Origin of the sequence: Erythrobacter sp. SG61-1L (genome assembly GCF_001305965.1) — a bacterium.
In the GTDB taxonomy this organism is placed as follows: Bacteria; Pseudomonadota; Alphaproteobacteria; order Sphingomonadales; family Sphingomonadaceae; genus Andeanibacterium.
In genome coordinates this window covers 1,730,246-1,743,939 of sequence record NZ_JXQC01000003.1, presented here as the reverse complement: position 1 = coordinate 1,743,939, position 13,694 = coordinate 1,730,246, and the positions used below count along the sequence as shown (strand labels likewise).

The following is a 13,694-nucleotide window of genomic DNA, read 5'->3' as shown; positions in this document are numbered from 1 at the left end:
CGATCCTCAGCCCAGCGTGGAGAGGAATTCGGAACCGCGGCCCTTGCCGCCGAACTTCTCGATGAAGCCGCCGAACATCGTCTTGCAGGCCTGATACTGCGCATCCATCACGCGCAGCGGTTCGAAATCGGTCGGCTTGGCGGTGTGGTAATCGACGAAGCTCTGCACCCAGACGTGCTTGAGGTTGGTCGAGATGTTCACCTTGGCCGCGCCGCGTTCAATCGCCTTGGCGAAGGTTTCGTCGGACAGGCCGGTGCCACCGTGCAGCGCCATCGGGGTCTTGGTCAGGCTGTTGATCGCGGCGATGCGATCGAAGTCCACCACCGGTTCACCCTTGTAATAGCCATGGGCGGTGCCGACAGCGCAGGCGAAGGCCGACAGGTCGAGCGCGGCGCAGAAGCGCTCCGCATCGGCAGGGTCGGTCAGGACCGAATCGGCCTCGTCCACCACCATGTCGTCTTCAACGCCCATGATCTGGCCCAGCTCGGCTTCCATGCCCACGCCGTACTTCTCGGCGATTTCGCGGACCTTCAGCGATTCTTCCAGATTCTGTTCGAAGGGCAGTTCCGATGCGTCGATCATGATCGAGGTCCAGCCCGCCTTGGCGCAGGCTTCGATCATCGGGATGTCCTTGCAGTGATCGAGATGCAGAACCACCGGCACGGGCGAATCTTCAGCCACGGTGCGTACCCAGCTCACGATTTCCTTGTGGCTGAAATATTTGATGGTCTTGGCGGAAGTCTGGCAGATCACCGGAGCGTTCAGCTCTTCAGCGGCCTTCACCATCGCCTTGGTGGTGTTGTAGTCCACAAGATTGAAAGCGGCGACCGCATAGCCATTGTCCATCGCGTGGCGGAGCAACGGCTTCATGTTCACCAGGGGCATTCGGGTGTCTCCCTACAGATTTGCAAAGCTTCTTGGCGCGCACAGACAAGCGATTCGCGCCGGCCTTGTTAGCCGGAATGGGTGCCTGCTGTCTCGTATTGCCGCCCAGTGGTTGATTGAGTCCGCTTTGTCCAGACTCTAAGGGATAAGGCGGGCCGGGCAGGTGTTCCGGATCGGCATCTTGTGTTGCGCCATCGTGGAACGTTGCTAGTCTTGGGCCGTTACCGCTGTGGGGGCGCCTGTGCGCCCGCGCGGCACGGGCTGTCTGGCTGGGGGCAGGCCGCCGTTTCTAGGGAGAAGCACGATGGCCGTTAAGGTCAAGATCAATGGGGAAGTGCGCGAAATCGACGCGCCGGAAGAAATGCCGCTGCTGTGGGCTCTGCGCCAGGAACTGGGCATGGTCGGCACCAAGTTCGGCTGCGGCAAGGCCCTGTGCGGCGCCTGCACCGTCCATGTGGACGGGGTGGCCATGCGTTCCTGCTCCACGCCCATCGGTTCGATCGGCGAAGGGGAAGTGACCACTATCGAAGCGCTCGGCCAGACCGAGCTGGGCCGCGCCCTGCAGGATGCGTGGCTGGAAGAAGACGTCATGCAGTGCGGTTATTGCCAGGCCGGCCAGCTGATGAGCGCAACCGCGCTGCTGCTGCGTAACCCGGAACCCAGCGCCCGCCAGATCGACGCGGCGATGAGCGGCAATATCTGCCGCTGCGCCTGCTACACCCGCATCAAATCCGCGATCACCCAGGTGGCCGAGAGCGGCGTTGCCAAGAAGGGGAAGGCCAATGCCTGAGGCAGTCACTCTTTCGCGCCGCACCCTGCTGAAGGTCAGCGCCCTTTCCGGTGGCGGTTTCGCGCTGAGCGCGGCGATTCCCATGGTTGCCCGCGCGGCTGCCGTTTCCGGCGAGGCCGCAGGCACGCTGAACGCCTTCGTCACCATCGCGGCGGACAACACGATCACCATCGTCGGCAAGAATCCCGAGATCGGGCAGGGCATCAAGACCATGCTGCCCATGCTGATCGCGGATGAAATGGATGCCGACTGGGATCAGGTGAAGATCGTTCAGGGCGATACGGATGCGGCCAAATACGGCCCGCAGCTGGCTGGCGGCAGCTTCGCCACGCCGATGAACTGGTTCCCCATGCGCCAGGTGGGCGCGGGCGCGCGCCAGATGCTGCTTGAAGCAGCCTCGCGCCGCTGGGGTATCGACAGTGCCAAGCTCACCACCAAGCTGGGCAAGGTGATCGACCCGGCTTCGGGCCGTTCGCTGACCTATGGCGAACTGGCGAGCGATGCGGCCACTGTTGCTGTGCCGGATCTTGCGAAGGTTCCGCTGAAGAGCCCGAAGGACTTCCACATCATCGGCCGCGCCATCGGCGGGATCGACAGCCCGAAGATCGTGAAGGGCGAGCCGATCTTCGGCGTGGATACCCAGCTTCCGGGCATGGTCTATGCCGCGTTCGAACGGGCGCCCGTCTTCGGTGCGAAGCTGGTTTCGGCCAATCTCGATGCCGTGAAGGCCCAGCCGGGCGTGATCGATGCCTTCATCGTGAAGGGCAACGGCAATGCCGAGGAACTCGTGGACGGCGTGGCCGTGATCGCGAAGAACTGGTGGCTGGCCGATCAGGCGCGCAAGAAGCTGACGATCGAATGGGACAATGGCGAATGGGCCGGCCATTCGACCAAGCTTTATGACCAGACGGCGCGCAAGCTGATGGCCGATGCCAAGCCGCAGGAAGTCTTCGCCAGCCAGGGCGATGTGGATGCGGCCTTCGCTTCGGCGGCCAAGGTGCTGGATGCGGAATATTCCTATCCGTTCCTCGCCCACGTGCCGATGGAGCCGATGAACTGCACCGCGCTGTGCCATGACGATGGTTCCATGGAAATGTGGGCCCCGTCGCAGACGCCGCAGGGCGGACAGGGCGGCGTGGCCAAGATGCTGGGCCTCACGCCTGACAAGGTGAAGGTGCATATCACCCGCATGGGTGGCGGTTTCGGCCGTCGCCTGAACAATGACTACATGCACCAGGTCGCGGCCATCGCGAAGCAGATGCAGGGCAAGCCCGTGCAGCTGATCTGGAGCCGTGAGGACGACGTCCGCAGCGACTTCTATCGCCCTGCCGGCTGGCACCGCCTGCGCGCGGCGCTGGACGAGAAGGGCAATATCGCCGGTCTTGAAGATCACTTTATCACCTTCGAAATCCCCGGACCGGGCGCCTATAATCCGGCGGCCATGTCGAAGGACGAGTTCCCCGGCAAATTCGTGCCCAACATGCGCTATGCGCAGACCAAGCTGGAAACACGCGTGCCGATGGGGGCCATGCGTGCGCCCACGTCCAACGCGATGGCCTTCGTGATGCAGAGCTTCCTTGACGAAGTGGCGCAGGCCAGCGGCAAGGATCTGCCCACGCTGATGCTGGAAATCGTCGACGGGGCGGAAAAGGAGCCGGATTCGATGGGCTTCACCGGCCCGCAGCCCGGCTTCAATCCCGGCCGCCTGCGCGCGGTGACCAAGAAGGCACTGGAAATGTCCGGCTGGGGCAAGGCCATGCCTGAAGGGCACGCGCTGGGCTTCGGCTATTATTACAGCCACATGGGCTATTTCGCCGAAGTGGTGGAAGCCAGCCTCGAAGGCGGCCGCGTCAATGTCCACAATGTGTGGGCGGCAGGCGATGTCGGCAGCCAGATCATCAATCCGCATGGGGCGCTGAATCAGGTGCAGGGTTCGATCATCGACGGGATCGGCCAGGCGCTGTCGCTCGCTATCGAGATCGAAGGCGGCGCGGTGAAACAGTCGAACTTCCACGATTATCCGGTGCCGCGCATCCCCGTGACGCCGAAGATCGAAGTGGAATTCGTGCTGAGCGACAATTCGCCCACGGGCCTTGGCGAACCGGCCCTGCCGCCGGTGATCCCGGCCCTGACCAATGCGCTGGCCGCCCTGACCGGCAAGCGCATCCGCAGCCTGCCGATCGACGTGAAGCAGCTGGTCTGATGGAAACATGCCTCCTCGCCCTTGCGAGGAGGCAGAGTTGACGAAGCAATCCAGGTCGCCGGGTACCGGGTTCTGGATTGCTTCGCTCCGCTCGCAATGACGATTAGCTGGACGGGCGAGTTTCCATTGCCAGTTGCTCCAGCTCCGCCACCGTATCGACATCGCGCAATTCGCGCAGACTCACTTCCAGCACCGCCACCTCGGCCGTGCGCAGCAGCGCGCCTGCGCCCTTGTCTCCGCCCAGCGCGGCAAGGGCGGCAAAGCTTGCGGAAGGGAAGCAGGCGGGAATGCCGGGATGGCCGTCAGCATGGCGCACACAGGCGGGCGCATTGCCGCAGGCCTCGATCAATGCCGCCAGCGTCGCTGGGCTCACCAGCGGCATATCCGCCGCAAGCAGCAATAACCTGTCCGCCCCGGCGTCCGCCGCGTGGCGGGCGGCAAGGGCGACCGATGTGCCAAGCCCTTCCTGCGCCAGCGGATTGACAATCGGCGTGGCCAGCCCTTCGGCCCGCGCCTCCAGCGCGAAGGCGGCAGCCTCCGGCCCGACAACGATCAGGGGCGTGCCCCGGCCCAGCGCGAGTGCCGCATCCAGAGCATAGCGGCCCAGCCGCTTGCCGCCCAGCATCGCGTCCAGCTTGCCCCCGCCGAAGCGCCGCGCGCTTCCGGCCGCCAGCAGTGCGATGGCAACATGGCCGCTCATGCGTGGGGGTGCAGCGCCTCATAGGCGCCGACAACATCTGCCAGCACGGACAGTGCCAGCACGGAGGAATCGCGCGCCCGGGGGATCAGGCCGACCGGGCTGCGCAGCCGGGCCAGTGCATCTTCGCTCACCCCGCCAGCCTTCAGCCGCTCCAGCCGCGCCGCGCGCGCCGGGGCGCCGCCCTGCGCGCCGATATAGAAGGCATTGGTGGCCAGCGCCCATTTGAGCAGGGCATATTCCCACTCGTGATCGTGGAACAGCAGCAGGATCGCAGTCCAGGGATCGGCGGCCCATGTGCCGTCCAGCAGGTCCGCCGGCACCTTGTCGAGCGAGAGGTGATTGCCCGCCTCGCGCCATTCGGCCTCGATCCCCTGCGTCTGCGCCAGCTTCACCAGCGCCGAACATTCGGACCCCGCGCCCAGCACCAGCAGGCGCAGCGGCGGCATATAGCGGCGCTGGTCCAGAAAGGCGGGGTTGGCGCCTTGCGGCAAGGGCAGGGCAAGCTCGGCAGCCTGCCGCGATGCGAGGGAAGCCATGCAGCTTTGCAGTGCCGCCCGATCCGGCGCAGGCTCGATCAAGATGTCGAGGCCGGAACCGCAGGGCAGGCGGAAGTCGATGAAGGGCGAACCCTTGCCATAGCGCAGCAGCCGCGCGCCGCCATTGTCCCCGCTGCTCCCCATTGCCTCGATGGCCTGATTGGCGAGTTCGGCATTCAGGCAATTGTCCGCCAGATCGCCCGCAATCGTGCCGTCCGGGGCCACGGCCAGCTGCGCCCCATTGCGGCGCGAAAAGCTGCCGTCAATCGCCACGATAGTGCACAGGGCGGCAGGCTGCTGTGCCGCGAAGGCAAGGGCGTCATGATCGCTGGACATGGTGTTCCAAGCGATAGTTGGCTCCGGTGGTTCCCGCTACAGGCAATTGCACAGGATGGGTGGCCGGGCGACGAAGTCTGGAAAAGTTAAAGTCCGCCCTGCGCCACATATTTCAGGTTCAGATATTCCATCAGCCCGTGGAGCGAGCCTTCGCGGCCCATGCCGGACATCTTGATGCCGCCGAAGGGCGTGCTGGGCAGGGAGATGACGGCGTTGTTCACGCCCACCATGCCGGTCTGCAGGCCGCGGCTTGCGCGGGCGATGGTCGCGGCGTCCTGCGCGCAGACATAGGAACACAAGCCGAAGGGCGTGTCATTGGCCATGGCCACGCCTTCTTCCAGCGTATCGAAGGCGATGATGCCCGCCAGCGGGCCGAAGGTTTCTTCCCGCGTCAGCAGCGCATCGCGTGCCACGCCTGCCACCAGCGTGGGCTGGGCAAGGCGGCTGTTGGCCGTGCCGCCACCGGCCAGCAGATGCCCGCCGCGTTCCAGCGCGTCCTGAAAATGCCGGTCCACCTTGGCGACGGCCCGCTCGTCGATCAGGGGGCCGATGTCGGTATCTTCCTCCAGCCCGTCACCGGGGCGAAGGGCTTCGATCTTCGCCTTGAAGGCGGCCACGAAGCGGTCGAGAATGCCGCTCTGCACATAGATGCGATTGGCCGCGATGCAGGTCTGCCCGGCATTGCGGAACTTGGCGATCATCGCGGTTTCGATAGCGATGTCGATGTCGGCATCGTCGAACACCAGCAGCGGGGCATTGCCGCCCAGTTCAAGGCTCATGCGCTTGACCGTGGGTGCGCAGGCGGCGGCCAGCATCGCGCCGACCGGGGTGGAGCCGGTGAAGGACAGTTTGCGCACCACGGGCGATCCGGTGAGCACTTCACCCACCTGCTGGGCCTTGCCGGTCACGATGCTGAGGGCACCCTTGGGCACGCCTGCCTCCAGCGCCAGCCGCGCGATGGCGAGCGCGGAAAAGGGCGTCAGGTCGGCGGGCTTGGCCACCACGGTGCAGCCCGCCGCCAGCGCCGGGCCGAGCTTGCGCGCCAGCATGGCGAAGGGGAAGTTCCACGGCGTGATCGCGGCGCAGACGCCTACCGGCTCGTAATCCACGGTGAAACGCTTGCCCGGCAGGGGGGAGGGGATGATCTCGCCCAGGGCGGTATCGGCATGGTCGGCATAGAACTTGATATAGCCCGCGCCATTATCGATCTCGGCGCGTGCCTCGCGGATGGGCTTGCCGTTCTCGCGCGTGATGATGCGGGCAAGGTCTTCGCGATTGGTCACGATCAGATCGTGCCAGCGGTTGAGTAACCTGCCGCGCTCCGTCGCGGGGCGGGCGGCCCAGCCGGGCAGGGCATCGGCGGCGGCATCCACGGCCTGCCGCACCTGCGCCTGATCGAGCGAGGGGACTTCGCCGATCACTTCCAGCGCATAGGGATCGTCCACCGGGATAGGCGCGGCACTGCCCCGCTGCCATTCGCCGCCGACCAGCGCCTCCTCGATCAGCAGGTCTGCATTGTCGAGTTTACCGCGTGTCGCGTTCATGGGCCTCTCCAGCTCCGTGTAGTGTCAGGCGTCGGGTCTAGCCCTTTGGCGGCGGCGCATAAAGGCCCGTTGCGCTTCGCCCTGCAGTGCCCATAAGTGATGCGGGAAAGAGGAGAGGAAATCCAATGGCCAAGATCCGCAAGATTGCCACCGAAGAAGCATGGTCGATCCCCGAAGTCGCCGAAGAACTGAGGAAGGTCGCCAATTCGCCCACGCAGAGCCTCGACAAGCTGCTGGTGAAGGGCATTTACGACGCGCCTGCCGATACGAGCGGTTATGGCAAGCTCGACTTCCTCACCGGACTTACGGATATTGAGGAACACCGCCTGCCGCAGATGGACGAATATGGCGTGGACATGCACCTGCTGGCGCTCACCGCGCCGGGCGTGCAGATGTTCGATGCCGATACGGCGATGGACCTTGCCCGGCTGGCTAACGACCGGCTGGCTGAAGTGTGCCAGAAATGGCCCACCCGCTTTGCCGGCCTTGCCAGCTTCGCCCCGCACAGCCCCAAGCGCGCCGCGAAGGAGATGGAGCGCGCGGTGAACGAGCTGGGCCTCAACGGCTTCATGATCAACAGCCACACCAATGGCGAATATCTGGATGATCCGAAGTTCTGGCCGATCCTCGAAGCGGCGGAGGCGCTGGATCGCTGCATCTACATCCACCCGCGCGCGGCCAGCGATACGCTGAAGGGCCCGCTGCAGGATTATGGGATGGACAGCGCCATGTGGGGCTATGGCGTGGAAGTGGGCACTCATGCGGTGCGCATGATGGCGGGCGGCGTGTTCGATGCCTTCCCCAAGCTGAAGATCTGCATCGGCCATATGGGCGAAGCCGTGCCCTTCTGGCTGTGGCGCATCAACTTCATGAACAGCCGCGCGCAGGTGGTCGGCCGGGCGAAGAAGACCGAACGCAGCATGGCGGAATATTTCCAGGACAATTTCGTCATCACGACCAGCGGCGTGGAAGACCCGCTGGCCCTGCGCTACGCCATCGACAAGATCGGCGTCAGCAATGTGATGTGGGCGATCGACTATCCATACCAGCCGCAGCAGCCGGCCGTGGACTTCATCGACAGCTTCCCCTGTACCGAGGAAGAAATGCACGCCCTGTGCCACGGCAATGCGGAGCGGATCTTCCATATCGATCCGCTTTGAAGTTCCGGGCTTGCCTGAATTGTCATTGCGAGCGAAGCGAAGCAATCCAGGGCGCAACGCGTGACGCTTTGGATTGCTTCGGGGCTTCGCCCCTCGCAATGACGAGGTTTACTGAATGACCAGACCCGCGCCGCTTGAAGGCATCAAGGTAGTCGAACTCGCCCGTGTTCTGGCCGGGCCTTGGGCCGGGCAGATCTTTGCCGATCTCGGCGCGGATGTGGTCAAGGTGGAAAGCCCGCAGGGCGACGATACGCGCGAATGGGGGCCGCCCTTCATCGAGAATGCCGATGGCACGAAGGATGCCGGCTATTTCCACTCCGCCAATCGCGGCAAGCGTTCGGTCACCGCCGATTACCACAAGCCAGAAGACCTGGAGATGGTGCTGGGCCTGATCCGCGAGGCGGATGTGGTGATCGAGAATTTCAAGCTGGGCGGGCTGAAGAAATACGGCCTCGATTATGAGAGCCTGAGCAAGCTCAACCCGGGCCTCGTCTATTGCTCGATCACCGGCTTCGGCCAGACCGGCCCCTATGCCCCGCGTCCCGGCTATGATTTCATCGTTCAGGGGATGAGCGGGATCATGGACCTTTCCGGCCAGCCGGATGGCCCGCCGACCAAGATCGGCGTGGCCTATGCCGACATCATGACCGGGCTCTATGCGGTGATCGGCATTCAGGCCGCACTGCACCAGCGCCAGCAAACCGGGCGCGGGCAGCATGTGGACCTTGCCCTGTTCGACGTGATGGTGGGCACCATGGCCAATCAGGCGATGAATTACCTCCTCACCGGCAATGCGCCGCACCGGATCGGGATGAGCCATCCCAATATCGTGCCCTATGAAGGCTATCCCACCAGCGACGGCTGGCTGATCGTGGCTGTGGGCAATGACGGGCAGTTTGAACGCTTCGCCGAAGTGGTGGGGCTGGAAGTGCGGCCGGAATGGCGCACCAACCCGGACCGCGTGGCCCATCGTACCACTCTGGTGCCGCAGATCATCGAGAAGACCCGCCAGTGGACGCGCGACGCGCTTCTGGCGGCGCTGGAACAGAAGGGCGTGCCCGTCGGGCCGATCCTCGATGTGGGCGAGGCCTTGCGCAATGAGCAGATACAGGCGCGCGGCATGGTGCTGGATATGGAGAGGCCGGACGGCACTCATGTGCCGGGGCTGAGGACGCCAATCGTGTTTTCCGACGCCGACCTTGCGCTGGGCAAGCCTTCGCCCATGCTGGGAGAGGGGTAGGGGGCGCTCTCAATCGGTCGTCATTCCCGCTTTCGCGGGAATGACGAAGTGTGAGGGGACGGGGGGAAGAGGCCGGTGCGACCCTTCCCGCCTTTGTGTGAGTTTACCTTCCCGCGCGTTTTTACTGCAGGTTGATCCCCGGATTGCTCAGGATCGCGCCATTGTCGTCGGCTTGGGGGCCGGGGATGACTGTGAGGGTGTGGACCGCGCGGATCTTGCCGTCGATGAAGCGGAAGCTGTGCGAGTCCGGGCCGCCGTTCTTGCTGTCGCCGAAGCGGCAGAAGATGTTGATCACGCCCTTTTCCTCGTCGACCAGATAGTCGCGATTGGTGATATAGAGCACGCCCGGCGGCATGCCGATTTCGCAGGAAGCGTGCGGATCATTGGTTCGGTTGGTGTAGGCGCCGCCTTCCAGCCGCGCGCAGGGCGTGCCCCAGGGAATATCGGTGAACTTGTCGGCAAAGCCATCCAGATAGGCATTGGCGCCGCGGATCATTTCGGAAGGCGGTGTCTTCTGATATTTGAACAGCGGCTCCCAGTCTTCCTGCTTCGAATATTTGAGGAAGGCATTGGCGTTGAACAGCCAGTCGCCCTTCTTGGTGACGAGGCTGTCCACCCGGATCACCTTGCCCTCATGCATGTATAGCCGGGTGCCGATGATGTATTGGGTAGGCCCTTCGGTGATGACCAGTTCGGTAAAGGTCTTGCACCGCTTGTCGTCATGGAAGCTCAGCGAATGGGCCACGGGCAGGGCGGTGTTCCACAGGCCTGCGCCTTGCTCCACGGTCTGCATGTCCTGCAGGTAATGGGCCTTGGGATCGAGCGGCAAGCCAGCAAGGCTGCCCTTGCTCTGCCCTTCGACATAAGCGGCGGTGGCGGCCTTCAGTTCGTCCCGCGTGCAACTGGGCCTGTCCTGCAGGCGCGCCCAGGGGCTGGGCGGCGGGCCGTTCTGGGCCATGGCGGGTGTGGCGGTGGCGGCCACTGCCAGCAAGGCGGCGGCGGAAAGAATGCGCTTCATCATCGTGAAAATCTCCCGAATCCCAGCCTCTCACTCCGTCCGCCCTGAGCTTGTCGAAGGGCCGTTCTTCCCTTTCGAGGAAAAAGGCTGTGCTTCGACAGGCTCAGCACAAACGGAAGGGGCCTTCCATCATCCGTTACCTGATGTCCTGAATCTCTTCGGAGCGGCCCTGTTCATAGGTGCTCCAGCCCGAATTGATGCCATAGGGCCCGCGAATGAAGATCGCCTCGATTCGGCTGATCTCGCCCTTTTCGATCTTGAACAATTCGCCCAGCTGCCATGTCCAGTTGATCGGGCGGTGATCGAAGAAGCCGAAGGCGAACACAATGCCGCGTTCCCGGTCCACGGCAACGAAGCGCCGGTCGCGAATGCCGGTGACGGTGCCTTTCAGCGCCACTTCGAACTGCTTCTTGCAGCTCATTCGCTCGCGCTTGCCGGTATCCGGATTGGGATAGTTGGCCAGCACATCCATGCCGTTTTCAAAGCGGATGCAATCGTCGGTGAAGGGGTAATAGCCCTTGCCGTCATTGCGCTGCAGCCCTTCGAAATAGGCATTGCCCACTGCGATCAGCTCGGCACGGCTCATCCGTTCCTTTTCGGGAATGGCCTGTGTGAAGACCGGGGCAGGGGCGCCCATCTTCTCCACCGCTTCGCCCGTAGCGGGGAAGGGATTGCTGGATGAGGTGGCCGGGCCTGCGCCAAGCGGACGGTCAGGCCGCGCGGCAATCTGTTCCACTTCGGTGATCTTGCCGCCTTCGATCCGCAGGCGCAGGGCCAGCCCGACCAGTTCGGGGTCGCGCGCGGTGCCCGTGGCGGAACTGCGGGCCACTTCCTTCACTGTGCCGAGGAAGGCGACCTGCTGCGTTTCCGTATCGGGAACATAAAGCTTGTATTGCCCCACACCGCTGGCGGTAGCCCACAGGCCTTCCGTGCCGAAGGGCAGCTCGATTCCGTTCTCGGTGAAGCGGACCTTCTGGGCAAATAGCTCCGGGTCCACCTTATGGGCGGCCATGGCTGCGAGATAGCGGTTGACGAAGCCTTCGAGGCATTCGCGCTGGCAGGCCTGCACCGGGGTGGGTACACCCCCGACATTATCGGCCTGCGCGGGTGCGCCGAAGGCAAGGCAACTGGCGGTAAGGGCAAGCGCGGCGAGCGCCCTGCGGACAGGCTGGTTCATGATTTCCCCTCTTCCCGGTAGGACCTCGTCTCTGGAGGTCGTTGACTAAGTCCTACCGGAGGGGATGCGGCCTAGTCCAGAGGTTTGAGAACCACGTGGCCAACGGCGGTGTTGGATGCCGGAACGTGGTAGAAACGGTGAAGTTCTTCCACCTTCTCGCCCAGTGCCGCACGCATGATCAGCCACATGATCAGTTCGATACCTTCCGAACCGGATTCGCGCAGATAGTCGAGGCGGGTGATCTTGCGCAGATCGTCAGTGCCGTCGATCAGCTTGTCGAGGAATTCATTGTCGAAATCCGGGTTGATCAGGCCCGCGCGCGGTCCCTGCAACTGGTGGCTCATGCCGCCCGTGCCCCAGATCTGCACGTTCAGGTCTTCAGGGAAGCAGGCAACCGCATCGCGGATGGCGGCGCCCAGCTGCCAGCAGCGTTCGCCCGAAGGGGTGGGGAACTGGGTGACGTTCACGGCCAGCGGAATGACCTTGCAGGGCCATTCGCTGACATGGCCGAACATCAGCGAAAGCGGCACGGTCAGCCCGTGGTCCACATCCATCTGGTTCATGATGGTGATGTCGAAATTGTCGATCACCAGCTGTTCGGCGATGTGGCCGGCCAGATCGGTGTTGTTGTACACCATCGGCACGGTGCGGCGGCCCCAGCCTTCGTCGGCTGGTTCGAATTCCTCGGCAAAGCCAAGGGCAAAGGTGGGCACGATGTCCAGCATCATGGCCGATGCGTGGTCGTTGTAGCACAGGATCACCACGTCGGGCGTGTTGTCCTTGATCCATTCCTTGGCCCATTCGTAGCCGTCGAAAACGGGTTTCCAATATTCGTCCTGATCGCGGCCCTGATCGAAGGCGGCGCCGATGGCGGGGACGTGGCTGGTGGCGATGCCTGCAGTAATCTTCGCCATGGTCAGTTGCCTCCCCGCTTGGAGCGTTGGCCTTCGGGGCTGCGGCCACCGGAACGCATCATCGCGGCATATTCGTCTGCCGTCATGCCGGTCATCGAACCGACAGCCTTCTGCGTGCTCCAGCCGTCAGTGTTGGAGAGCTTGACCAGGAAGTAGATGTTGCCCCCCAATTCGATGAGCTGGTTGAAATCGCGATCCAGCACGGCCTGCTTCTGGGCTTCGGACATGCGGAAAGTGTCGAGATAGGCGCGCTCGTCAGTCTTGAAGCGCTTGCGGTTTTCCGCGTCCATCAGCGACATGCAGAATTTGTGCAGGTGATAGGCCTGGCGCGAGCGCCGGGCAGTGAAGACAGTGGTACCAGGAATGTCCTCGAGATCCTCGAGGGGATAAAGGCGTTCACGCATGGGGCCTCTCCTGTAGGGGGATAGGAAAGTTACCAGAGGTGGGCGCGCCCTGCCAGAGCACGATCAACCTCAAGTGGATGTGGGAAGGCCGCGCCAGTGGCGCAGGAGAAGGGCCATGGCAAGCGGAAAGGTCACTCCCCAGGCCGCTCCGCCCCATATCAGTGCAGGAATGAACATCTGGAAGGCCAGGAAGGGCAGGATCGCGCCATTGGCGATCATCGCCCATCTGGCGGCGCGGGTGCCGGGCGCGTTCGGCAGGCCGAAGGCGGCGATCAGTGTTGCCGCGCTCATCAGGGCATAGCCCAGCAGGTCCACCGCAAAGAGGAAGGACTTGTATGGCACGAACAGCAGCAGCTCGATGCCCAGCGTATCGCCCGCCGCGATCTTCGGGCCGACGAAAGTGAGCTGCACGAAATAGACCAGCCCGGTGAGCGTGGCATACATCGCCGCAAAGGCGAGGCCGGAAAGGGTAAACACCCGGCGATCCTCCGGCGTTGCCTGATGCAGCGCCGCCATTGTCACCACGAAGGCCGGGCCGAGCAGCAGCGACGGCGTGAGTAACAGGGCAATGCCCAGGGGCGTACTGGCCGAATTTGGCCCGCCGGCAGAACCAAGCAGGCCTGCCCATTCGAAGAATTGCGCGACGATATAGGCCAGGCTGAAGGCGAGAGTGGCGCTGGTCGCCCGGATGCCCACTGCACGATTGGCCGCCGACACTAACATTGCCGTGCTTCCATGGGCGGGTCGGCCGCTTCTTGGAAGCACGGAAGGGAATCCTCAATCAGAT

13 protein-coding genes are annotated in these 13,694 nt (G+C 63.7%); 4 read left to right on the top strand and 9 right to left on the bottom strand.

All coding sequences use genetic code 11. The features are described 5' to 3' along the window. Window positions 1-6 precede the first annotated feature (6 nt). Window positions 7-885 (bottom strand): class II fructose-bisphosphate aldolase, encoded by an 879-nt coding sequence (locus SZ64_RS08925; RefSeq protein WP_054530495.1) that lies wholly within the window; start codon window positions 883-885, stop codon window positions 7-9. Window positions 886-1,189: 304 nt separating this feature from the next. Between SZ64_RS08925 and SZ64_RS08920 the strand changes: the two genes are divergently transcribed. Both SZ64_RS08920 and SZ64_RS08915 read left to right on the top strand, forming a co-directional pair. Next, entirely contained in the window at window positions 1,190-1,675 is a 486-nt protein-coding gene (locus SZ64_RS08920; protein ID WP_054530494.1) for a (2Fe-2S)-binding protein, read from the top strand. Next, window positions 1,668-3,878 (top strand): molybdopterin cofactor-binding domain-containing protein, encoded by a 2,211-nt coding sequence (locus SZ64_RS08915; protein ID WP_054530493.1) that lies wholly within the window; start codon window positions 1,668-1,670, stop codon window positions 3,876-3,878. The genes SZ64_RS08920 and SZ64_RS08915 overlap by 8 nt, the downstream gene beginning before the upstream one ends. Before the next feature lie 103 nt (window positions 3,879-3,981). On the opposite strand, the gene SZ64_RS08910 is transcribed toward SZ64_RS08915, so the two are convergent. The 3 genes from SZ64_RS08910 to SZ64_RS08900 all read right to left on the bottom strand — a co-directional run bounded on the left by SZ64_RS08910 (window position 3,982) and on the right by SZ64_RS08900 (window position 6,994). Next, a complete protein-coding gene (locus SZ64_RS08910; protein ID WP_054530492.1) occupies window positions 3,982-4,578 on the bottom strand; it encodes an NTP transferase domain-containing protein in 597 nt (198 codons plus the stop codon). Continuing rightward, the gene (locus tag SZ64_RS08905; RefSeq protein WP_054530491.1) at window positions 4,575-5,450 is read right to left on the bottom strand and encodes an XdhC family protein; all 876 of its coding nucleotides are present in this window, start codon (window positions 5,448-5,450) and stop codon (window positions 4,575-4,577) included. Before SZ64_RS08905 ends, SZ64_RS08910 begins: the two co-directional genes overlap by 4 nt. An 86-nt stretch (window positions 5,451-5,536) precedes the next feature. After that, entirely contained in the window at window positions 5,537-6,994 is a 1,458-nt protein-coding gene (locus tag SZ64_RS08900) for an NAD-dependent succinate-semialdehyde dehydrogenase (protein WP_054530490.1), read from the bottom strand. Between the two features lie 125 nt (window positions 6,995-7,119). Here SZ64_RS08900 and SZ64_RS08895 point away from each other — a divergent pair, with 125 nt between their 5' ends. Further along, window positions 7,120-8,154, top strand: coding sequence for an amidohydrolase family protein (locus SZ64_RS08895; protein ID WP_054530489.1), 1,035 nt, complete (start codon window positions 7,120-7,122; stop codon window positions 8,152-8,154). 115 nt (window positions 8,155-8,269) lie between these two features. Then, window positions 8,270-9,394: a CaiB/BaiF CoA-transferase family protein gene (locus SZ64_RS08890; protein WP_054530488.1), complete on the top strand. Its 1,125-nt coding sequence runs from the start codon at window positions 8,270-8,272 to the stop codon at window positions 9,392-9,394. A 121-nt stretch (window positions 9,395-9,515) separates the two neighbouring features. Here SZ64_RS08890 and SZ64_RS08885 read toward each other — a convergent pair whose 3' ends face one another. The 5 genes from SZ64_RS08885 to SZ64_RS08865 all read right to left on the bottom strand — a co-directional run bounded on the left by SZ64_RS08885 (window position 9,516) and on the right by SZ64_RS08865 (window position 13,630). After that, window positions 9,516-10,415, bottom strand: coding sequence for a hypothetical protein (locus SZ64_RS08885; RefSeq protein ID WP_054530487.1), 900 nt, complete (start codon window positions 10,413-10,415; stop codon window positions 9,516-9,518). Window positions 10,416-10,548: 133 nt separating this feature from the next. Beyond that, window positions 10,549-11,589, bottom strand: a complete 1,041-nt coding sequence (locus SZ64_RS08880; RefSeq protein ID WP_054530486.1) for a hypothetical protein — start codon at window positions 11,587-11,589, stop codon at window positions 10,549-10,551. A gap of 71 nt (window positions 11,590-11,660) precedes the next feature. After that, window positions 11,661-12,503 carry a class III extradiol dioxygenase subunit beta gene (locus SZ64_RS08875; protein ID WP_054530485.1) on the bottom strand — a complete coding sequence of 281 codons (843 nt, stop codon included), beginning with the start codon at window positions 12,501-12,503 and terminating at the stop codon, window positions 11,661-11,663. A 2-nt stretch (window positions 12,504-12,505) separates the two neighbouring features. Next, window positions 12,506-12,907: a protocatechuate 4,5-dioxygenase subunit alpha gene (gene ligA / locus SZ64_RS08870; RefSeq protein ID WP_054530484.1), complete on the bottom strand. Its 402-nt coding sequence runs from the start codon at window positions 12,905-12,907 to the stop codon at window positions 12,506-12,508. 69 nt (window positions 12,908-12,976) lie between these two features. Continuing rightward, window positions 12,977-13,630 carry a hypothetical protein gene (locus SZ64_RS08865; RefSeq protein ID WP_156313586.1) on the bottom strand — a complete coding sequence of 218 codons (654 nt, stop codon included), beginning with the start codon at window positions 13,628-13,630 and terminating at the stop codon, window positions 12,977-12,979. Between the last annotated feature and the right edge of the window lie 64 nt (window positions 13,631-13,694).

What these genes read in the sequence shown, in the direction of transcription:
- SZ64_RS08925 (WP_054530495.1), bottom strand. Translation starts at nt 885, where the DNA reads ATGCCCCTGGTGAACATGAAGCCGTTGCTCCGCCACGCGATGGACAAT.
- SZ64_RS08920 (WP_054530494.1), top strand. Translation starts at nt 1,190, where the DNA reads ATGGCCGTTAAGGTCAAGATCAATGGGGAAGTGCGCGAAATCGACGCG.
- SZ64_RS08915 (WP_054530493.1), top strand. Translation starts at nt 1,668, where the DNA reads ATGCCTGAGGCAGTCACTCTTTCGCGCCGCACCCTGCTGAAGGTCAGC.
- SZ64_RS08910 (WP_054530492.1), bottom strand. Translation starts at nt 4,578, where the DNA reads ATGAGCGGCCATGTTGCCATCGCACTGCTGGCGGCCGGAAGCGCGCGG.
- SZ64_RS08905 (WP_054530491.1), bottom strand. Translation starts at nt 5,450, where the DNA reads ATGTCCAGCGATCATGACGCCCTTGCCTTCGCGGCACAGCAGCCTGCC.
- SZ64_RS08900 (WP_054530490.1), bottom strand. Translation starts at nt 6,994, where the DNA reads ATGAACGCGACACGCGGTAAACTCGACAATGCAGACCTGCTGATCGAG.
- SZ64_RS08895 (WP_054530489.1), top strand. Translation starts at nt 7,120, where the DNA reads ATGGCCAAGATCCGCAAGATTGCCACCGAAGAAGCATGGTCGATCCCC.
- SZ64_RS08890 (WP_054530488.1), top strand. Translation starts at nt 8,270, where the DNA reads ATGACCAGACCCGCGCCGCTTGAAGGCATCAAGGTAGTCGAACTCGCC.
- SZ64_RS08885 (WP_054530487.1), bottom strand. Translation starts at nt 10,415, where the DNA reads ATGATGAAGCGCATTCTTTCCGCCGCCGCCTTGCTGGCAGTGGCCGCC.
- SZ64_RS08880 (WP_054530486.1), bottom strand. Translation starts at nt 11,589, where the DNA reads ATGAACCAGCCTGTCCGCAGGGCGCTCGCCGCGCTTGCCCTTACCGCC.
- SZ64_RS08875 (WP_054530485.1), bottom strand. Translation starts at nt 12,503, where the DNA reads ATGGCGAAGATTACTGCAGGCATCGCCACCAGCCACGTCCCCGCCATC.
- ligA (WP_054530484.1), bottom strand. Translation starts at nt 12,907, where the DNA reads ATGCGTGAACGCCTTTATCCCCTCGAGGATCTCGAGGACATTCCTGGT.
- SZ64_RS08865 (WP_156313586.1), bottom strand. Translation starts at nt 13,630, where the DNA reads ATGTTAGTGTCGGCGGCCAATCGTGCAGTGGGCATCCGGGCGACCAGC.